At 31.2% G+C, this 21339-nt stretch carries 24 protein-coding genes; 12 read left to right on the plus strand and 12 right to left on the minus strand.

Annotated elements, in window-relative coordinates:
- Positions 1-8 precede the first annotated feature (8 nt).
- On the plus strand, positions 9-1367 hold the full coding sequence (locus LQ611_RS04005; protein WP_037589558.1) for a gluconate:H+ symporter: 1359 nt from the start codon (positions 9-11) through the stop codon (positions 1365-1367).
- Between the two features lie 82 nt (positions 1368-1449).
- Here the strand turns inward: LQ611_RS04005 and LQ611_RS04010 are convergent, their stop codons facing one another.
- The 3 genes from LQ611_RS04010 to LQ611_RS04020 all read right to left on the minus strand — a co-directional run bounded on the left by LQ611_RS04010 (position 1450) and on the right by LQ611_RS04020 (position 5035).
- Positions 1450-2688, minus strand: a complete 1239-nt coding sequence (locus LQ611_RS04010) for an L-lactate MFS transporter (RefSeq protein WP_103360846.1) — start codon at positions 2686-2688, stop codon at positions 1450-1452.
- Positions 2689-3364: 676 nt separating this feature from the next.
- A complete protein-coding gene (locus LQ611_RS04015) occupies positions 3365-3916 on the minus strand; it encodes a thioredoxin family protein (RefSeq protein ID WP_103360847.1) in 552 nt (183 codons plus the stop codon).
- Positions 3917-3997: 81 nt separating this feature from the next.
- Positions 3998-5035, minus strand: a complete 1038-nt coding sequence (locus LQ611_RS04020) for a S66 family peptidase (RefSeq protein ID WP_103360848.1) — start codon at positions 5033-5035, stop codon at positions 3998-4000.
- A 154-nt stretch (positions 5036-5189) separates the two neighbouring features.
- On the opposite strand from LQ611_RS04020, the gene LQ611_RS04025 reads away from it, so the two are divergent.
- On the plus strand, positions 5190-5738 hold the full coding sequence (locus LQ611_RS04025) for an HAAS signaling domain-containing protein (RefSeq protein ID WP_103360849.1): 549 nt from the start codon (positions 5190-5192) through the stop codon (positions 5736-5738).
- Positions 5735-6574 carry a DUF4097 family beta strand repeat-containing protein gene (locus LQ611_RS04030; protein WP_103360850.1) on the plus strand — a complete coding sequence of 280 codons (840 nt, stop codon included), beginning with the start codon at positions 5735-5737 and terminating at the stop codon, positions 6572-6574. Before LQ611_RS04025 ends, LQ611_RS04030 begins: the two co-directional genes overlap by 4 nt.
- 38 nt (positions 6575-6612) lie before the next feature.
- Here the strand turns inward: LQ611_RS04030 and LQ611_RS04035 are convergent, their stop codons facing one another.
- Positions 6613-7650, minus strand: coding sequence for a C45 family autoproteolytic acyltransferase/hydrolase (locus LQ611_RS04035; RefSeq protein ID WP_103360851.1), 1038 nt, complete (start codon positions 7648-7650; stop codon positions 6613-6615).
- Between the two features lie 332 nt (positions 7651-7982).
- Positions 7983-8954 carry a bile acid:sodium symporter family protein gene (locus LQ611_RS04040; protein ID WP_239709360.1) on the minus strand — a complete coding sequence of 324 codons (972 nt, stop codon included), beginning with the start codon at positions 8952-8954 and terminating at the stop codon, positions 7983-7985.
- A gap of 224 nt (positions 8955-9178) precedes the next feature.
- On the opposite strand from LQ611_RS04040, the gene LQ611_RS04045 reads away from it, so the two are divergent.
- Together LQ611_RS04045 and LQ611_RS04050 are read left to right on the plus strand one after the other, a co-directional pair.
- A complete protein-coding gene (locus LQ611_RS04045) occupies positions 9179-9367 on the plus strand; it encodes a hypothetical protein (RefSeq protein ID WP_037560030.1) in 189 nt (62 codons plus the stop codon).
- A 70-nt stretch (positions 9368-9437) separates the two neighbouring features.
- A complete protein-coding gene (locus tag LQ611_RS04050) occupies positions 9438-10010 on the plus strand; it encodes a hypothetical protein (RefSeq protein ID WP_119493898.1) in 573 nt (190 codons plus the stop codon).
- Here the strand turns inward: LQ611_RS04050 and LQ611_RS04055 are convergent.
- Positions 10000-10935, minus strand: coding sequence for an LPXTG cell wall anchor domain-containing protein (locus LQ611_RS04055; protein ID WP_119493899.1), 936 nt, complete (start codon positions 10933-10935; stop codon positions 10000-10002). The genes LQ611_RS04050 and LQ611_RS04055 overlap by 11 nt on opposite strands.
- A gap of 242 nt (positions 10936-11177) precedes the next feature.
- Here LQ611_RS04055 and LQ611_RS04060 point away from each other — a divergent pair, with 242 nt between their 5' ends.
- Positions 11178-11396, plus strand: coding sequence for a hypothetical protein (locus tag LQ611_RS04060; protein WP_025905095.1), 219 nt, complete (start codon positions 11178-11180; stop codon positions 11394-11396).
- A 61-nt stretch (positions 11397-11457) separates the two neighbouring features.
- On the opposite strand, the gene agrA is transcribed toward LQ611_RS04060, so the two are convergent.
- From agrA to LQ611_RS04080, 4 genes are read right to left on the minus strand one after another with little or no spacing between them, the layout of a single operon-like run.
- The gene (gene agrA / locus LQ611_RS04065) at positions 11458-12174 is read right to left on the minus strand and encodes a quorum-sensing response regulator AgrA (protein ID WP_119493900.1); all 717 of its coding nucleotides are present in this window, start codon (positions 12172-12174) and stop codon (positions 11458-11460) included.
- Positions 12171-13487: a quorum-sensing sensor histidine kinase AgrC gene (gene agrC, locus LQ611_RS04070; RefSeq protein WP_025905097.1), complete on the minus strand. Its 1317-nt coding sequence runs from the start codon at positions 13485-13487 to the stop codon at positions 12171-12173. The genes agrA and agrC overlap by 4 nt, the downstream gene beginning before the upstream one ends.
- A 25-nt stretch (positions 13488-13512) precedes the next feature.
- On the minus strand, positions 13513-13656 hold the full coding sequence (agrD, locus tag LQ611_RS04075) for a cyclic lactone autoinducer peptide AgrD (RefSeq protein WP_077152221.1): 144 nt from the start codon (positions 13654-13656) through the stop codon (positions 13513-13515).
- Entirely contained in the window at positions 13653-14228 is a 576-nt protein-coding gene (locus tag LQ611_RS04080; RefSeq protein ID WP_103360857.1) for an accessory gene regulator AgrB, read from the minus strand. The genes agrD and LQ611_RS04080 overlap by 4 nt, the downstream gene beginning before the upstream one ends.
- Before the next feature lie 475 nt (positions 14229-14703).
- On the opposite strand from LQ611_RS04080, the gene pglS reads away from it, so the two are divergent.
- The 4 genes from pglS (at position 14704) to LQ611_RS04100 (ending at position 18153) form a co-directional block, all read left to right on the plus strand.
- Positions 14704-15738 (plus strand): 6-phosphogluconolactonase, encoded by a 1035-nt coding sequence (gene pglS / locus LQ611_RS04085; protein ID WP_025905099.1) that lies wholly within the window; start codon positions 14704-14706, stop codon positions 15736-15738.
- Positions 15739-15754: 16 nt separating this feature from the next.
- Positions 15755-16531, plus strand: a complete 777-nt coding sequence (locus tag LQ611_RS04090) for a carbon-nitrogen family hydrolase (RefSeq protein ID WP_103360858.1) — start codon at positions 15755-15757, stop codon at positions 16529-16531.
- A gap of 132 nt (positions 16532-16663) precedes the next feature.
- Positions 16664-17398, plus strand: coding sequence for an ABC transporter ATP-binding protein (locus LQ611_RS04095; RefSeq protein ID WP_232152932.1), 735 nt, complete (start codon positions 16664-16666; stop codon positions 17396-17398).
- Positions 17395-18153, plus strand: a complete 759-nt coding sequence (locus LQ611_RS04100; RefSeq protein WP_025905102.1) for an ABC transporter permease — start codon at positions 17395-17397, stop codon at positions 18151-18153. The genes LQ611_RS04095 and LQ611_RS04100 overlap by 4 nt, the downstream gene beginning before the upstream one ends.
- Before the next feature lie 97 nt (positions 18154-18250).
- Here LQ611_RS04100 and LQ611_RS04105 read toward each other — a convergent pair whose 3' ends face one another.
- A complete protein-coding gene (locus LQ611_RS04105) occupies positions 18251-19630 on the minus strand; it encodes an aldehyde dehydrogenase (protein ID WP_374229763.1) in 1380 nt (459 codons plus the stop codon).
- Positions 19631-19744: 114 nt separating this feature from the next.
- On the opposite strand from LQ611_RS04105, the gene LQ611_RS04110 reads away from it, so the two are divergent.
- Complete coding sequence (locus tag LQ611_RS04110) at positions 19745-20719, plus strand: Gfo/Idh/MocA family protein (protein WP_107572641.1); 975 nt, start codon at positions 19745-19747, stop codon at positions 20717-20719.
- The gene (locus tag LQ611_RS04115) at positions 20712-21014 is read left to right on the plus strand and encodes a hypothetical protein (RefSeq protein WP_025905105.1); all 303 of its coding nucleotides are present in this window, start codon (positions 20712-20714) and stop codon (positions 21012-21014) included. Before LQ611_RS04110 ends, LQ611_RS04115 begins: the two co-directional genes overlap by 8 nt.
- Positions 21015-21056: 42 nt before the next feature.
- On the opposite strand, the gene LQ611_RS04120 is transcribed toward LQ611_RS04115, so the two are convergent.
- The gene (locus LQ611_RS04120) at positions 21057-21332 is read right to left on the minus strand and encodes a GNAT family N-acetyltransferase (RefSeq protein ID WP_119493902.1); all 276 of its coding nucleotides are present in this window, start codon (positions 21330-21332) and stop codon (positions 21057-21059) included.
- Positions 21333-21339 lie beyond the last annotated feature (7 nt).

Raw genomic sequence — 21339 nt, forward strand, 5'->3', positions numbered from 1 at the left:
ATGTTTATATGTTTTCAGATATTGCACCATTATTAATTGTCGCACTCGCAATTGTTATATTATTAGGTTTAATTATGTGGTTAAAACTTAACACATTTGTATCTCTGATTATCACAGCTATGTTAACTGGTATTATGCTTGGTATGCCACTAAGCAAAGTTATCGGCACAATTGAAACAGGAATGGGCTCTACACTCGGTCACATTGCTTTAATATTTGGTCTCGGTGCTATGTTAGGTAAGTTACTAGCAGACGGGGGCGGTGCAACTAGAATTGCACATACATTGATTAATAAATTTGGTCAAAAACGTATTCAATGGGCAGTTGTAACAGCATCATTTATTATTGGTATAGCTTTATTCTTCGAAGTAGGGTTAGTACTATTAATTCCGATTGTCTTTACAATTGCTAAAGAATCTAAAGTTTCAACATTATACTTAGGTATTCCAATGACAGCTGCATTATCTGTTACACATGGATTTTTACCACCTCATCCAGGTCCAGTCATGATCGCTAAAGAATTTGGTGCAGATATTGGTCAAGTATTACTATTCGGCTTTATTGTTGCAATACCAGTAACAATTATTGCAGGTCCTATTTTTACAAGATTTGCGAAAAAAGCAATTCCAGAAGCATTTACTAAGTCTGGTGACTTAGCTTCATTAGGTAAACAAAAAACATTCAATATAGACGAAACACCTAGCTTTGGAATTTCTGCTTTAACAGCTTTATTACCAGTATTTATTATGCTTATTTCAACTATTGTAGATTTATTAACAGGCTCACCAGAAAACCCTCAAGGTATTTTAGGCTTTATTAGTTTTATTGGTGAAGCGGGTACTGCAATGTTAATTTCAGTATTATTCGCTATTTATTCAATGGGTCTTAAACGAGGATATAAAGTTACAGAAGTTATGGATACATTAACAAATGCCATTTATCCAATCGGTATGATGCTCTTAATCATCGGTGGCGGTGGTGCATTTAAGCAAATATTAATTGATGGCGGCGTAGGTAAAACAGTTGAGTCACTATTTACAGATACAGCAATGTCTCCAATACTATTAGCTTGGATCGTTGCAGCTGTACTAAGACTAGCATTAGGTTCTGCAACAGTTGCTGCTATTTCAACAGTTGGTATTGTTATGCCATTATTAGAATCATCAGATGCTAATTTAGCATTAGTTGTATTAGCAACTGGTGCTGGTAGTGTAATCGCGTCACACGTAAATGATGCTGGTTTCTGGATGTTTAAAGAATATTTCGGTTTAACGATGAAAGAAACATTCTTATCATGGACGCTTCTTGAAACAGTTATCTCAGTTTCAGGTATTATCTTTATACTATTTATAAGTCTATTTGTATAATTTATTTAAATATGAATATAAAAACCTCCAAATCTGTAAATAATCAGATTTGGAGGTTTTGTTATGTGTTTTTATTTGATGTTTACTGCGCTTGCATTTCTTTAATTCTTTTAATATCTACTCTGATTAAGAATGAAATCGCTAATGCTACAACAAAGAATGCTGCGAAAATATATAACGTTGCCATGTAACTTTGTGTAACTTCTCTGACAGTTGCTGATATAAAAGGTCCAACTAATCCAGCTGCTGCCCATGCAGTTAATATATAGCCATGTATGGCACCGAGTTGTTTCGTACCAAATATATCACCGATATAAGCGGGGATAGAAGAGAAACCACCGCCATAACAAGAAATGATGATGAACAGAATAATTTGAAATAACATTGAATTATCAACGATTGGTAACCATAAGAATAATGCGATTTGTATGACAAAGAAAATTGTATAGACATTTGTTCTGCCAATAAAATCAGATATACTTGCCCAAATGAGGCGACCAAGTCCATTAAACACACCGATAATACCAACCATTGTGGCAGCTTGAGCAGGTGTTAAGTTTACAATTTCTTGTGCCATTGGACTTGCGACAGATAAAATCGCTATACCACAAGTAACATTAATAAAGAGCATTAACCATAAATAATAAAACCTTTTAGTTCTAACGGCCTCATTAGCAGACATTTGAACTAAGTCTGGTTTTTTCTTTTTATCTTTTTGAGGATTAAAACTGTTAGGTCTATAATATTCCGGTGGTCTTTCTAAATATAAACTAGAGATCAGCATGATAATACAATATACGACTGCTAAAATGATAAAAGTCGAGACAAGATTAAAATGTGTAATGAGAAATTCTATAACTGGACTGGCAATCATTGATGCAAATCCAAATCCCATAATTGCTAGTCCTGTAGCCATACCACGCTTATCGGGGAACCATTTCACTAATGTAGATACAGGTGCAATATAACCAATACCAAGTCCAATACCTGATAATACACCATATCCTAAGTAAAGTAAGGGCAAGCTCTCAACGGAAATCGCATAACTAGAAAGTAACAATCCTGAGATGAAAAATATCGTAGAAACAAGTCCGGATAAACGTGGTCCAAATTTCTCAACGAAATGCCCCATAAAAGCTGCAGAAAGTCCTAAAAATAATATTGCGATACTAAATATTCTAGATACTTCACTTAATGTAAAGCCTAAATCATTTTGAATATGTTTAGTGAATACACTCCATGAATAAACAGATCCTATTGAAATATGTATTCCAACAGCAGCGACCGCAATGAGCCACCTGTTTTTAATTTTCTTGTTCATCATATTCCCCCTATAGTAATTGTGTCCAATTGATGTCATTATAGCTAAATTCAGAATATTCAGCAATCAAAAATTTAAAAAAAGTGACATTATGGAACAGTTAGGCAGCATGATTGCATGTTGATTTCATCGTCTTTTTAACAGTTAGGCATGCCTAACTGTTAAAAAAATAGTTGTAAAATACACTTAAGAAATGAAATATTTGAGTTAAGAATGAATCAACAAAAATTCCTATCTCACTGATATACTTTAGTCATAGATAACACAACACGAAGCACAATCCATTCAATTCCTCAAAACTATTTCGTATATGTTTTTTTCATGATTGTAAATGACTTTGTGTAGAACGTGTTTTGATAGTTATCTGTAATTGTAACGTTGAAATGGATCATAAAATGATTCAAGATATTTTTATAAAGTTTCCCGGCTTTATAAAAATACATGTTTCCTTAATTAATAACCCTTCCCCGAAAAGCGCTCGTTAATTCCCGGACGAGCGCTTTTCACTTGCCAATTTTTATATGTTAACTTTAATAACATGAATTTTCAGTTTTTATTGATTTGAAGTATAGTTATATTAGTAGCCATGGGGATGGCGAGAAATTCTCCTAAGTGAATAGGGGCATTCATACATAAATAAGGCTCGGACTATATGTCCGAGCCTTTATACATTTAATTATGAAATTGAACTAACGATTGATTCGTATACGTCATCCCAAAATTCTGTTTTATTTTGATAAGTTTCATGGATGCTATGATGTACTTCTTTTTCTTTTTCAGCATATGTTGGATCGTCTTTACTTGGTAAATCTTTACGAATATTTTCTACAAATTTTTGGACGCTGATTGCTCTTGGTCCCCAAACATGTTCTTGTTCATGTTTGTCATTTAAAAATACAAAAATAGGTATAGAGCGAGCAGTACCATTTGTTAAGTATTGATCAATTAAATTTGTATCTTCATCACGATGGAAAGCTTTCACTTCAATATTAGCGTAATCAGCAATGTTTAATAGAACAGGTATGTTCATCATTGCATCTCCACACCAATCTTCAGTAATCACAAGTACTTTATAATTTTTATCTTTAATTTTATCTAATCGTTCATCATTTTTAGGTAATTGGAAAGCTTGATAAATATCGAGTAATTGCTCTTTATTTGTTGTCATCTCATTAACATATTCTTTAATGGGTTGTGCCTGTTCATAGTATGTAGCTAACTTTGTCATTGTAAAAATCCCCCTTTGATATACTTAATATTATAACAATTCTGAAATATTTCGCAAAGTACAATACTTTAAAATGAATAATTAATCTACCGCATTATCTATTATTGTAAATGTCTTATTATCGACATCTAATTCAGCTTGTACACCGTATGGAATAATGCATTTTGGTTCATTATGTCCAAAACTAGCATTATAGAAAACAGGCATATCTTCTTGATGCCACTCTTTTAACATTTTAACCCATACTTCTTTATATTCTTCATAATATACATCGTCTTGAGGTCTTCCGATAATAACGCCATTAATTCTATCAAAAATACCCATAGATCCAAATGCACGAACATAATCTTCCATTAACCAAGGTGGGGCATGAACTTCAGCAGTTTCAATGAAAAGAATAGCACCATCAAAGACGTCTTTATTAGGGAACACGTCAGTAGCTTTTAAGGAATGGAATAATTCCATACAACCGCCAATAAGATGTCCAGTAGCTTTGCCAGAACCATTTAGAATTTCATATCCGTTATTATCAAAAGATTCACGATTAATATTTTTATTCTTTTCATCCCACTGTAAACCGTATTTTCTAATTTGTGGTGAAGTAGGTACATTACCGACAACACCATTTTGGAACCACGTTTGATTGATCGATTGAACAGTGTAGTCATCCATTTGAACATTTTCGGCAAAATCAGTTAATAACAATGGTCCATAAAAGCTTGAAACACCTGCTTGATAAAACATGAAATGAAGTGCAGTCGTGTCTGAATAGCCACTGAAAATTTTAGGGTTATCCTTAATAATATTTAAATCTATGTATGGCCACAATCTAACAGAATCATCTCCGCCTAATGTACAGATAATAGCTTTAACTTCTGGATCTTGAAGTGCTTGATATAAATCTTCTACTCGTTTTTCTGGATGATTATAAGTATAGTCAGCGCCTTTTAATGCGTGTGGCATGACTTTGACATTTAATCCGAACTCATCCTTTAATCTTTGTATACCAACTTCAGTTCTCCATAATATGTCTTTTTCGCCAGCTAATCCTGAAGAAGGCGAGACAATTGCTACAGTATCGCCTTTAGAAAGCTTACTCGGTTTTATTAATTCTTTCACATCATTACCCCCTTATTTGTATATTGAAATTAGTATAGCATATGGGTATAACTTGAAATCAAATAATTCAAATGATAATATAAGTTTGTTTGTAAAAAGAATGGTAAAATAATGAATAATGTAAGGTTAACTTCAGAATATAAGGGGTATTTCTATGGATAAAATAACCTTCCTTAATTACCTTGAGGATGAATTATCTCGACTGCCTAAAGTAGAGCGAGATAAAATAATGTACGAATATGAAACGAAATTTTTTGAATCAGAAGATGAACAAAGTTTAATACAAGAACTTGGTGAACCTAAAGCAATCGCCAAGAAAATATATGCAACAAGTGCCATTCATGATGCAGAGTTATCACCCAATTTTAAGAATGTATTTCAAGCAATTTTAGCGACATTAGGACTAAGCTTTTTTAATATATTTTTTATTATTATTCCATTTCTTATCATTGCCTTTGTACTGCTCATAGTAGTTGTAATCGGCGCTTTAATGATGTTAGGTCCTATCGTTAGTGTGATCAATGTATTTGTTCACAGTTTTTATTGGATTGATATTACAAATATCATTTTTTCAATCTCTTTCTTAGGATTAGGACTGATGTTGTTAATAGCAGGGCTTAAATTAATAGAAGTGAGTTACAAAGGTATCTTAAAATATTTAAGATGGTGTGTGAAACTCGTTAAGGGGCGTGCTGAATCATGAAGAAGTTATTTTTATCTGGTCTAGGCATCTTCTTAATTTTTGGCATTTTAGGAACGATACTTTGGTTTACAGTTAATAATAAATATGAAAAGCAAGAAACATATGAAAAAGTATATAAAAACAATCAAGTAGAACAAGTTATCGTGAATGGGCAAAATACAAATGTTGAAGTTAAGAAAGGGAAATATTTAAGTATTAAATATAATGGTAATCAAGACGTAAACGCGAGCATTGAAAATAATTTATTGCATTTTACGGAAAGGGAAAATAAATATAAATTTAATGCTAATTTTATTCCGTTTAGAAAGACCATTAATCACTTAGTGATCACATTGCCACCTAAAAATTACGAATCATTTAACATTACAACAAATACCGGAAACATTTCAGTTCATGATGCTAAAAGTAATAATAGTAATATGATTACGGACACAGGTGACATTGTTTATCATAATGTAAACTTGAAACATGCTAAAGCGATGACAGACTTAGGCAGTGTTAAAGTTAAACATTCAGATTTAACTGAATTCACAGGCGAAATCAAAACAGGTAATATATCTGTCGACAAAAGTAGTCTTGTTAATAGTGAGATGATTACGTCATTAGGTAATATTAATATTAGCCAATTGAAAAATGAATGCGATATTAAATCTTCAACTGAAGATGGAGATATTTCAATTTCTTATATGAATCCACCTAAGAATACTTTATTACAACTTCAATCTGAATCTGGCAATACAAAAATTGAAAATAAAGCATTTAATGGCGAAAAAGTAGGTAAAGGGAAACACGTTATTGAAAGTTACACAGATAACGGAGATATTTATATAAAATAATATAGAAAAGGCTGAGACATAGATGTCTCAGCCTTTTTTCATTCACTAGCAAATAGAATGTCTGAATCAATCTGACCTGTTATTGTAGGAAGGCTAATGGATTTACCATTTAACCATTCTTTGAAATCAAATGTATGTATGGTGCCATTTTCACCAAGTGCAATTTTCATTTTTAATTGGCTAGGTATGTATGCTGATGTATGTATCGTACCTGACCAACTTTTGAATAACTTGCTGTAAATTTCATATTGAGGATCATTAAAATATCGAAAAGCATCTTCTAAAGACATTTGATCATTTGTGATTTGGTCAATTCGATTATATCTGTCAACAGATTCTTTAATATAATTTCGATTCTCATGACTTAATATTTCAAAATGATTAGTACATAAATTGTTTTGTTTAGTCACAACTTCTCTTGGTGTCGCTTCTACAGTAATTCTCTTGTTTGTTTTATCCATTAAAATATAGCTAAATGAGCTACGGTGAGGAATTTCATTTAATAGTCTAACAGCATCATCGACATCTTTACATGTTTCTAAGATCAATCTTCCAATCATGTAGCAAACAAATCCATCACCAGGTTTTTTACGATGCATAAAATTATAGCCCATCGCTAAACCATGTTCATTCATGCCATCCATTCTGCCAGTTACTCTGGAAGTAGGACCGATTTGTGCATATCCACCATCTGTAGGTTGGAATAGACTAAATCTCCCATCATATGTAGCAGGACTATAATCATAGTTTCTAACCATATAATCTTCTCCTAAGAAAATAGAACAACCACTATCTTTAGCATAAACTCTATAATGACCATAGTTTAACAAGATTGTTTCTAACGGAAATTTTAATGTATCTTGAATCCCCATTAGTTCGTTCCAAATTTTTGGTGCGAATTTTTGATATATATTTTTTGTTTCATCTATATTAATATCGAAGCGGGGTCTTCTAATTCGCCATTCTTTTTCTCTATTTTGCAACATTTTAGTAGACTTTAACCATTCTGCTTGGGCAACACCATAATCATAATGGTTACCTCTAAACTCTAATGTTTGCATCTTAACATTTTGCACATTATCACTCCTCTTATATTTATTTTGATTGAACTTATGTACTTTGTCACGTAAATCCTCTCATATAATTGGAAATATGATGTTAAAGAGATTGTAATAATCGCTTAACCTATGTAATTTATTACCATGTTATATTTGAATTACCAATTATCTCACAGATTATGTGAGAAGGGGGTATGTAAAATGTGGAATCAAGGATATATTTACGTAAAGAAAATATGGCAAGAATGGTATAGAAGATAATCTATTAAATGACGCTTATAGAACAGTTAGAATATATATTTTTGAAATAAAGAGCAAGGGACAATTTAATGTCTCTTGCTCTTTACTCTTTATATTTGATCTGTTGATGTTCTATACGTTTGTGCTTTATTAGTCTTTTTAGTTTGGTTAGACCAAATAATAGCAATTGTAGGTCCAGTGATTAAGTGGATAAAGCTGAATATTGCGCCAGGAACTGCGGATAGGGGATTGAAATGTGCTGTTGCGAGTGACACAGCTAGTCCGGAATTTTGCATTCCAACCTCTATTGAAATGGCACGTTTATCTGGTCTGTTAAGTTTGAATAATTTAGCTAATAAGTATCCGATTGTTAAACCACTGACATTATGAAGTAAGACAACGCCGAACATAATAAGACCAGTTTCAATGATTTGTGTTTTATTACCTGCGACTACGCTTGCAAGAATAAGTGAAATAGATACAACTGAAATAATAGGTAAAATATCAATAGATTTTTCTGCAACTGGTCTAAAGAATCTTTGAACGATAAAACCTAATATAATTGGTATCAATACAACTTGAACTACTGATATAAACATAGATGCAAATGATACTTGTAACCATTCTCTTGCAAATAAATATATTAAACTAGGTGTAACAATAGGTGCTAATAATGTAGAAACAGTTGTGATAGAAACGGATAACGCAGTATTTGCTTTAGCTAAATAGCTAATAACATTTGATGCAGTTCCACCAGGACAACAACCTACTAAGATAACGCCTAATGCTACGTCAGGACTTAAATTAAGCCCTTTAGCGATTAAATATGCAGTAACAGGCATTACAGTATATTGAAGAATAACACCAATTAATACGCTTTTGGGTGATTTAAACACTTCTTTAAAATCATTTGTAGAGATAGTCATGCCCATTCCAAACATTACAATTCCTAATAAATAAGGAATGTAAGGTGCTATTTGAGCAATGGCATTTGGAAAGCTAAAGCCTAGCACTGCTGCTAAAAGCATCCAAAATACAAATGTTTTATTGATAAAATGACTGAACTTCTTAATATTACTCATATATACACCTTCCAATTAAATAATAATCAGAATATTAACAATAATACAAAAATTTTTCAATACTTTATTTGAATTAATTATTTATTTCGTGTATTAATGATGAAATGATACATATATAAAGTGAAATTATACTAAAATATCTATATATCGATAATATCTCGCTTAGAAAAGGATAATATCTTTTATGTATTTTAAATATTATGTTATGATGAAAGAGGTAGAAAATGATGAATGAGGTGACTTCAATGGATTGTATTAAAGGGATATTCAAATTCTTTTTCATCTTAATTGCTATAACAACAGTTGCTGTTGGGGCAGGTATTGCTGTCTTAGCATTTGTATTTAAAAAAGACTTTGAAGAATTAGAACAAAAAACAAAAGAAATTGTATCTGAAATCGAATCTAATAATTAAAATAAAGGAGCAATCACAATATTTCTGTGATTGCTCCCTTTTTATATTTAAAAATTAGGAGGGTTTATATTTGCGATATGAGCGTAATGTTTTAATATCCCCAAGACTAGAAAATGACAAGTGTCATCAATTAAAAGCTTTATCTCATAATCTCAAAGTACCAAGCGAAGATGAATTGTATGCCATACTTGAAAGCATTGAATATGACCAACCATTTTTAAAATCGATTACAATTGGAACGAGTAATGAAAAAGAGATGATTAATACAGCATTTCATTTAAAAGCAATCATAGAGTATATGTGGTACGAACGAAAAAAATCTGAAGTATATGTTAATATCGTCATTTGGAAGAATCATGTTGGTTCTTCTAAAAAATATGTTGATAAATTTATGAAGTATGAACCAGATGCGTGGATAATATTAGGATCTCATATAGGATTCTGCAATTTGTTAAAAAGATTATATAGATTTGAAAGTTGGGATGCTAATCGAACATATTGTTCAAATGCATTATTGTCCCAAACGATGTTTCAAATTGTAGGTGAAAAGTATTTCGAACATATTAAAAGTATTAATCATCTCGGTAAACCAATTATAATCGAGGGTGGTAAAATCATTTTAAAATACAATGCTATTGTTTAGACCGCTTCTTTTTGAATATAAAAAATAGAATTGATGCAATACATATGAGTAATGCACTTATTAAATAATTTAAGTAATGTTTTGAACTTTGACCAGTTTCAGGAAGCTTTGATGTTTCTGATTTGGTCTTTTTTTCTTTATTAGTGTGATCGTTAGTAAGTTTATTAGGGTTAGGAATTAAAGAGTCTTTAATGACTGAGATTTGGTATGTCTGATTTTGACTTGGAATTTGATTAGAATTTGAATTATCCGTAATTTGACTATGACTTTGTTGACCTTGATCTATTTGAGTAGGTTGATTTGTATTTTGCTCAAAAGTTGAAGTGGTCTTGTCGTCAGAATTAAATGTATAATATTTATCCTCTCCTAGTGAAATCGTTGAGTGGCTATCTATGCCGTTAATCTTCACATTAAATTTAGTGGACTTAGTAAATGTAGTGGGTATATTGATTGAAGTATTACCGTTCTGATCTGTTATGCCAGAAAGTTCTTGGTTATCTGCAATGAGTTTAACTTCGACATTATTTAAAGGGTGATAGGTCTTTGAAAGTACATTAATAGAAATGGATTGATTATTTGTATTTGCTATATTGCGTTGGATATTGCTAGAAGAAGTCAATCTATATAACTTATTAGGTTCAACAGTAAAAGTTTGATTATTTGAAGTGGTTAAAGTGTAATGAGGTTTAATATTCTTATTAGGAATTTCTATAAATGCTAAACCGTCAGATTTAGTTGTTAAAGATTTAACTTCTTGATCTAACTGTAATTGGAAAGTTTCATTAGATATCGGGGTATTATCAGAAGCATAAAATTGAAAACCAATAGGTGTCATATCATTATTAGCGTGCGCAGTTCGTGACGTATTGAATGATGTAGCGACCATACAAACAATACTAAATAAAAAGATTGGAAAAGGTTTCATATTGACCTCCTTTCATCTCTTAATTTATTAGATGATCATCTGATATCATTATGCCATAAACTCGATAGATATTCCACTATTATTTTATGATTTTTATATAAAATTTTTAACACAACTAAAATCTTCCTATATATATGTCATTCAAAACTTTTGAGAATGGACGCTTGAATCTTTTTGCAAGTGATAAAATAAAAGAGTAAAATATAATCAGAACGAGCATAATCTAAAAGGGGATGTCTTATATGAAATGTGCAAGTTGTAATCAAGAAATGGTAGATGATCTTCGTACGAATGTTCCAGGCACTCTAGTTGATGTTAGATTAATAAAAGAAGAAGAGAATGAAGATATTTTAAACAAAGCGATTGCAATACCGAAAGCAGCAGTATGTTTACAATGCGGCGAAGTGAAATATTACATAGAAGATATTGAATCATTTAGAAATGCTATTAATCATGAATAACAAGAAAATCATTAATAAAAAAACAGCGTACATTTGAAATAAATCATGTACGCTGTTTTGTTTATATTTTTTTTATATTTCGTACAGATGCATAGCAATGCTCACCATTACTAAAATATACTGCACGATCTTTTGTGTTAATAGTATCAACGTTATTACGATTAATGACATAACTGTTATGGCATCTGAAGAAGCGGTCATCTAAATTAGATAAATCTTTTAAACTGCCATAAAATTCAATTTGTCTATTGTCTAGATGAGCAATTAGTCGATGCGATTTTGATGATGACTCAAAGAACATAACATCATCATATTGAACATATACTGAATTGCTACCTCTCGTTAATTCTATCTTTTCAACGTTTGTATTTTTAGAAAGCATACCTAATCTTATGTATGCAGTGTCTAAACAATCTAACACTCTAGTCTTCAGTTGATCAGGATCATCTTTAAAAATAAAATCCATCGCAGCAACTTTATAAACAAATGTTAAATAAGTCAGTTCACTGTGACTTGTGACAAAAACAATACTACCAATAGGGTCATACTTACGTATTTCACTTGCTAATGTAATACCATTAATATCAGCATCTAATTGAATATCTAAAAAGTAACAACCTATATCATTTGAAGATTTAACGTGCTCCAACAATTCATACGGATCACGTGTTGCTAGTTCAATAGACATTTCTTTTTCTTCAATCATAATATAATTATTGATAATCGTCTGCATGCGCTCTAATTGTTTCGGGTCATCTTCACAAATGATGATTTTCATTGAATCACTTCCTCATTGCTATCATTTAAAATTTCAAGCTTTTGAATAAAGTATTGATTATTAATAAAAGTATCTAAGAAAACATGGTCTGTCTTCTCAGTAATTTCTTTCAACGTAGTTAACCCAATACCACGCTTACGACCTTTAGTAGAATAATGATTTTCAAATAGTTTATGTACCTTAGGCGTATCTTTAGAACATTTATTCATGAATACAAGTAAAATCGATTCCTCATTTTTAATAAATGCAATTTGAATCGTTGGATTATCAACAAACTCAGAGGCCTCAATTGCATTATCCATAATAATGCCAATACATCTACTTAATTCAACAATGTTCATATTTATATGATCAATCTGTTCAGTAATCTCAACACTAATATTGATATTCTGTTCTTGAGATTGAATAATTTTCGTCGTTAATAAACCCTTTATTTCTCTAACATGTAAATTTTGAAGACCATTAATTTTTATCGCATTTAATTTCATATCATCATGAAGATGTGCAATATTTTGGTCAAAGTAAGTTCTCAAACCATCCATATCATCTTCTCTAATATATTCAGATAACGTCGCTAAAATATTTACATAATCATGACGAAACTTTCGCATCTCATTATTAATCTGCTCAATCTGCAACGTATACTTATAATACTGATTGATTTCTTTCTTCGTACGCTGCAAAGCCATCTCTCTAATAACCGTGAAAGAAATTAAAATAATAAAAATAGCAGCAACACATACATAAATCACATAAAATAAAGTTTGGAATTCAAACTCTTTTTCAGTATTGTAAGACTTTGGCATGTATACATAGAACACCGTAAAAGAAAGACCTAAGAACGCTGCTAACAATAGTAGGTAAATACGGTTGTTATATAAATAGCTTAATTTAAGTCTATTCATTAATTGTCTTATTATAATCGCTATTGATACTGAGATTATAAAATGAAAGACAAAATAAAATACATGTGTTGATATTGCAGAAGGCTCTATATTAAAGATGAGTCTAATTAATAAGGATGATAAATAATCTGAAACTACTGAAATGATTATGACCAGTAATGTATTTATAATCCCAAATATTCTAAATTTAAAGTAGAAAAAGACTCCCAAAAAAGTTATAACAAATATTATAGATGCTACACCAACTATAAAATATAAAGCAAGAGAAGGGATCATGTACCCTAATAATAGGATGACATAATCCCTTTTTGAATATCGATAGTTTTGAGTTAGTGATAATAAAACTACAAATAATGATGTTTGAAACAAACCATATATAATAGTCTCTGTAATTGATAATTGTGCCATATACTTACACTTCCCAAATTATATATTACTTATTGTTTTCGTTTAATAATTCTTGTGGTACTTCTGTTTCATCTAAGAATACGTTACAACCTCTAATTACCGCTTTTTCACCGATTGCTGAAAGGATATTTGATACTGATTTTGAAAATAGGCTAGATAATAAATTCATGATAATGTTTCCTCCTCTTTGTAAAATATAGGTAATAGTGATACTGCTTCAAAGATTAATCCTAAACATACTAATTGTTGATAGGGTTCTTTAAGGAATAAAGTTAATACTATCAAAATTGTTGCTGCTAGGATTGATCTTAGTTTAAGTCCTTTTTTCCATTTGCCTAATATTGGGTGTTTCTTTGTTTGCATTGGTGCGTACTTTATAATGATAAGATATCCGACTAACGCTATGGCTAAGAATGGCCAATAGGGTATGTTGGCATTTATGATTATAAGTGGTGCAACGACAAACATGATTAGGCTTTGTATCGTACATAGAAATGTGGACTTAGCATGCGCGCCAAACGCGAAATATCGAATGGCAAAATAACTAAGATGTACAATAAGTGTGTATAAAAATATATGGCATAGAAGGGCAGCGCCGTATATAACTATGGTCTTCATCATATTCCCTACAAATACTTCTAGTCCATACTTTACCTTTAAATAACTAACATGATCTAGATTATTTGAATTTTGAAGACTTGCAGCAATTTTATCTATTTGTGTTTGGACAGGTTGATACATAGCGCCCCTCCTTCATTATGATTATAGAACATATTGATTTACATTTTACTTCTTTTGCCTAACTGTATTATTTCAATGCCTAACTGTTTGAATTTATAATATATTTGTATTTTAACATAATTTTAATGCAGTTAAGAACTTAAATTAACGACTTAGGGAAAATATAAAATTCTATTATTGAAATACTATAATATATTTAGTGAATATTTAATTTTTTATGATAAATTAAAAAGTTTAAATATAAAGGAGGATCCTTTATGGCAGGCGATATCGTCAATGCTATTTGTAGTATTTTTAATTGGTTAGTGGAACTTTTTAATGGGTTGTTTACTTAAATATCTGCTGTGTTTGATACGTGGTTATTCATATAATAAATATTGTAACGTGTACCATTTGGTATGCGTTTTTATTATAGTTATTGAGCGTTTTCATGTAGAATGATATTAAAGAACAAATTAGGGAGGAATTTAATTTTATGAAAACGAAAGGTTATATTGGTAGTTATACGAAGAAAGAAGGAAAAGGGATTTATCGTTTTGATGTTGATGAGAATGATCAAACAATCGAGAAGGTTGAAGTTGGTTATGAAGTTGAAGCATCTACATATTTAACACAACATGGTCAATTTTTATATGCTATTAAAAGAGATGGCGATGATTGCGGTGTTGCAAGTTTTAATATTAATGAAGATGGTAGCTTAACATATATAAATGATTGCTTAGCTTCACAAGAAGGAACGGGTTGTCATATTTCAGTTTCTGAAGACGGTCAATATTTATTTGAAGCTGTTTATGGTAGTGGTTATGTAAGACTTTATAAATTAAACGCTGAAAATGGCGAAATTATTGAATTAATAGATGTGTATAAAGGTGAAGGTCATGGACCAAATGAAGCAAGACAAGAAGGTAGCCATATTCACTTTGCAGAACAGACACCAGATTTAGATTATATCGTTACAGTTGATTTAGGTGCAGATGTAATCAGAACATTTAAATTCTCTGATGAAGGATTGGAATTATATGAAACATTAGAAGTCCAAGCTGGAAGCGGTCCAAGACATATTGCGTTCCATCCAAGTGGTGTTTACGCATACTTAGTAAATGAACTGAGCAATACGATTCAAGTGTTGTCATATAAAAATGGAGTGTTTGCGACAATCAGTCCAGCACTATTAACGATTCCAGAAGACTTTGATTTAAATTCACAAGTTGCTGCTGTTAGATTAAGCCATGATGGTCAGTTTATTTATGTTTCTAACAGAGGACATAATAGTATAGCTGTTTATAAAATATTAGGTGATGGTGCAAATGTTGAATTAGTTGAAATTGTAACAAGTGGTGGAACTTGGCCTAGAGATTTAAATATCACACCAAGTGATTCATTTATAGTTGTTGCACATGAACATTCATATAATTTAGTATTATTTAGTCGAAATAAAGAAACTGGTAAGCTGACAGAAATAGAGAACGAACAAAAAGCTGCAGAAGGCGTTTGTGTTCAATTTATATAATGGTAGGTGATGAACGTTGAAAATAGCACTATATCAGATGCATGTAATACCTGGAGAACCAGAAAAAAATATTGAAAAAATTAATCAATGGTTAGATGAGTTAGATGATGAAATTGACATAGCAGTGTTACCTGAAATGTGGAATACTTCTTATCGATTAAATGAGTTAACCGAACTTGCTGATGAAGATGGTCAAAGAATTTTACCTTTCTTAGAGCAAAAAGCAAAAGAAATCCACAAACATATTGTTGCTGGTTCAATTGCATATAAAAAAGGAAATGAAATTTATAATCGAACAATTGTCGTCAATAATGAAGGAAAGTGCATTAATACTTACGACAAAGCACATCTTGTGCCAATGTTTAATGAACATCATTTCTTAACTTCAGGTAGTAAGAAATCTACTGTATATGAGTTAGATGAAATAGAGATGGGAACGATTATTTGTTATGATTTAAGATTCCCAGAATTAACGCGTTCACTAGCTTTAGAAGATGCAAAAGTAATTTTTGTTTCGGCACAATGGCCGAAATCAAGAATTGATCATTGGAAAGTATTATTACGTGCTAGAGCAATTGAGAACCAAGTATATATTATTGCTTGTAATAGTGTAGGTACTTGTGATGATAATGAATTTGGTGGACACAGTTTAGCATATGCACCAGATGGAACACTAATCGACAGTTTATACTATGATGAAGATACATTAATCGTTGATATAGACTTTGATTCGCAAGAAAAAATTCGAGAAGCCATTCCTATTTTCAATAGTTTAAGAACAGATTTATATTAGGAAGATGTGGAAAGAGACTGAGACATTACATTTTGTCCCAGTCTCTTCTTATTATCTTACAAATGTCATATTGAACATTTTTAGAAAAAGTATAAAATCATTTATAAGACAGAAAATTGTAAAGGCATGGAGATGATTTATTTGGAAAGTAGTATAGCAGTCCAATTTAAAAATGTAGAATATGAAATAGAACGGTCTCTTATTTTAAAAGGTGTTACAGGTGACATTTATAAAGGTAAACTCACTTCTATAATCGGGCCATCAGGTGCAGGAAAATCAACACTGCTCTCTTTAATTAATTTGTTAAAGTCTAGTACAAGTGGCGAAATATTAATAGATCAACAATCTATTCAAACATATAATCCAATGGAACTTAGAAGAAAAGTACAATTGGTTTCTCAAGAAGCAACGATGATTAAAGGAACTGTAAAAGATAATTTAGAACTGCCATTAATACTACAAAATAAAAAAATGACAGATGAAGAAGCTAAATATTATTTGAAGATAGTCGATTTGCCAGAAACTTTTTTGAATAAAAATAGTAAAGAATTATCAGGTGGAGAAAAACAAAAGTTATCACTAGCACGTTCACTCGTTAATAAACCTAAAGTGATATTGCTAGATGAAGTGACATCGGCATTAGATAGAAACTCAAAGCGTGTAATTGAACAGCTATTGCAAAAAATTATTAAAGAACACGAAGTTACCATGATATGGATTACACATGATATTAATCAAGCTTTTAGAATGAGCGATTACATATGGGTCATGATCAATGGAGAAGTTGAACAAGCTGATACAACTGAAAATGTTAAAAATTCAGAACAACCAAACGTCAGAAGCTTTATAGGAGAAAAATTAATATGAGTATAACATCAATTGTGTTAATGTTTATTTTTATAATTATTCCGATAGTTATTTCGAAAAGTTTTAATTTAGGATTAGAGAAAGATACATTAATTGCAGCTATTCGATCATTTGTTCAACTGTTAATTGTAGGGTATATATTACAATTTATATTTGATCAAGAAAGCCATATTTTTATCATTTTAATGATCATGCTCATAATAGGTGCGGCAACACAAAATGCGCGAAAAAAAGGTTTGGAAATACCAGGTATTACATGGAAATTATTATTGGCTTTTGTAGCAATAGAAGTCATTACACAAGGTATCTTATTAGGATTTAAAATAACACCACCAACAGCACAATACATCATACCGATAAGTGGCATGATTGTTGGTAATGCGATGGTATTAAGTATATTGTTCTTAAATAGATTTATGTCAGAAGTTAAACAAAATGAAAATGTGATAGAGCTTGTTCTTTGTTTGGGAGGCACGCCTAAACAAGCTATCCATAAGCAACTTATTACTTCTATACAGTCTAGTGTTATACCAACAATAGAACAACAAAAGACAATAGGGCTTGTCCAATTACCCGGTATGATGAGTGGTCAAATCATTGGTGGGGCAGATCCAATTGAAGCGGTACTCTTTCAAATATTAATCGTATTTATGTTATTAACAAGCGCTACAATGACGAGTGTGATTTTAGGTTTCTTATCATATCCAACTTTATTTAATAAAAAGCAGCAGCTCATTGAAAGTCAATATAAATAAAAATAAGCATGTGGTTAAGACGTTAATGAATGTCTATACCATATGCTTATTTTATATGCTTAAATTTAATTATGTCGCCGTTAGTAACACTTCTGCATTACTTTTTAAACATAGCTCGCACATATTTAGCTTTTCCTTTATAAGGTGGGAAAAGAACGCCAGTTTCTAGTTTGGTAGTTTTAAACATGATGCTCTTTTCATTGCTAAAGAGTTCAAATGAAGCTTTGCCATGATATTTACCAATTCCTGAATGACCGACACCACCAAATGGTAAGTTATGGTTACCTAAATGTAAAAGTGTATCATTGATACAACCGCCACCGAATGATATTCTTCTTACGACTTCATCAGTATGATTTTCGTCTTCACTAAATAAATATAATGATAGTGGCTTTGGTTTATTCTTGATAAATTGAATGGCGTCGCCGAATGCTTCATACGTCATAATAGGTAATATTGGACCAAAGATTTCATCTTCCATTAGAATATCATCGAATTTAACATTATCGACAATAGTCGGTTCTATATAGCGATTCTCTCTGTCCGAGCTACCACCGTAAACGATGTCACCATTAGTTTGATTAAGTAAATTCACTAATCGATCTGTATGACGTTCGTTTACAATTCTGCCATAATCTTCACTATTTTGTGCTGATGACGTATAAAACTCTCGAATAGTTGTTTGAATTGCTTTAATAAATTGTTGTTTAATCGATGCGTCGATGATGACATAATCTGGTGCTACACATGTTTGACCGGCATTAATGAATTTACCAAATGTGATTCTTTCTGCTGCTACTTTAATATTTGCAGTCTTATCTACAATTGCTGGACTCTTTCCACCTAATTCAAGTGCTACTGGAATCAGTTGTTTACTAGCTTGTTCGTAAACGATTTGTCCTACTTTAGTAGAACCAGTAAAGAATATAAAGTCGAATGGGTAAGTTAACAGTTCTTCAGTTACGGTTTGATCGCCAGTTATACAAGATACATATGCAGGATTAAATGCTTCATGTATAATTTTTTCTATCACAACACTAACATTTGGTGTGAGTTCTGAAGGTTTGATAACTGCACAATTCCCTGCAGCAATAGCACCAATTAAAGGTTCTATTACAAGTTGAAACGGATAATTGAACGGACCGATGATTAAGACTGTGCCATATGGTTCATTAATTGTGTAACTTTTACCTGGAAATAAAAACACAGGTGTATTCACGGTTCTTTTACTTGCTAAACTCTTGACTTCTTTTAGCATGAAAGAGATACTTTTGTAAATGTAACCAATTTCAGTAGCATAAGATTCAACAGAATTTTTGCCTAAATCTTGTTGCAATGCTGAAATTAAGGCACTTTCATTTGATTTAATAGATTTTCTCAGTGCTCTTAACTGTTTTTTTCTAAATTTAATATCTTTTGTTACATCACTATCAAAAAGTGATTGTAAGTTTTCGAATTGAGTCGCGATAGTCAATATGGATGTCTCCTTTATACTTCTATTGTTTATATTTTAACAATAGTTATAATTAAAAGCGAAGTGTTTATTTATGAAATTTTTATTTTTAAAAAAATAACGAAAAGGTGAAATAATATGAGATTTGGATTTATAGGTACCAATTGGATAAGTGATAAATTTATAGAGAATGGTTTAGAAGTTGAAGCGTTTGAACCTTATGCTGTCTATTCACGTACTGAAGAAAGAGCAGACTATTATAAGGAGAAACATCAACTTACTGAAACGTTCACAGATTTAGAGTTATTTTGTCAATCACCTAATTTTGAAGCGGTATACATAGCATCACCAAATGCGTTTCATTTTAAACAAGCAGAAATAGCGATTAAAAATAAAAAACATGTCTTAATCGAAAAGCCAGCGACAATTGTGCAAGAGCAATTTGAAGCATTATCTAAACTTGCTTATGAATATAATGTTACTGTTATGGAAGCGATGAAATCAACATTATTACCACCATTTGTAGAATTTACAAATGATCAAATTGATATTGGTGAAATTAGATATGCTGATTTTCATTATCACCAATATTCTTCAAGATACGATAACTATAAAAAAGGCATCATAGAAAATGCGTTTAAACCTGAGTTAGGTAACGGCGCTTTAATGGACTTAGGTGTTTATGCTGTAGCACCGATGATACATTTGTTTGGTATGCCACAAAGTATTAAAGCAAATGGTTTTAAATTAGATACTGGTGCAGATGGACAAGGTAATGCGATATTGGATTATCATACTTTCCAAGCAACGATTAGTTATTCGAAAATATGTGACCGCCCCAGCCCTTCAGAAATAGTAGGGGAAAATGGTTATGTATTAATTGATAAAATAAGTGCACCTTCAAATATAAAAGTATTTAATAGAGAAGGTGTATTACAGAAAGAATATAATAATGATTCACCGTTAACAATGAAAGATGAAATAATTGAATTTATTAATTGTGTACAGAATCATAAGGTAGAGTCATCTATTAATACACATCAAAGATCATTAGAAACGATTAAAGTATTAGATGAAATTAGACAGCAAATTGGAGTTCAATTTAATGTCTAAAAAGTACTTCATCATTACGGCTGTGATTATTATCGTTTTATTGTTAGTCGTGGCATTTGTGCCGTTTAAACAAAATCCATCTTCGACATCAAGAGTGGTCGTTGATCACTTTAATCATAAGTATGCATTTCCGAGTTGTTATGACTACGAAAAAGCATCAAATTATATTGATGAAGTAACATATAAAGATGCTCAAGATTTAAAATATCCTCCTATGAATACGTGCACAGAAGAAAAGGCAAAGCCTCAATATAAATCATTGCTTAAACGGTTATTAGAAAGTACAGAAATATAAAAAATCCTGACGAAATAATATCATTTCGTCAGGATTTTTTGATTATTTCTTTAATACATCGTGTGTGCTTTCATCTTTAGTCATAACATCTTTAACGTACGGACAAACTGGATCAATTACTTTCTCTTCAGATCTTGCTTTTTCAAAAACAACATCAACCAATTTTCTAGCAATACCCTGTCCACGTAGTGAAGGATCTACAAATGTATGATCGACCACAAGTGTCTTGCCATCTAAGTCTTGATACGTGATTTCCGCTTCAAAATCATTCTCAGAATTGCCTACATAAAATTTGTTTGTACCTTGTTTGATTTCCATTTAAAGC

Source organism: Mammaliicoccus sp. L-M44 (genome assembly GCF_022386355.1).
Lineage (GTDB): Bacteria > Bacillota > Bacilli > Staphylococcales > Staphylococcaceae > Mammaliicoccus > Mammaliicoccus sciuri_A.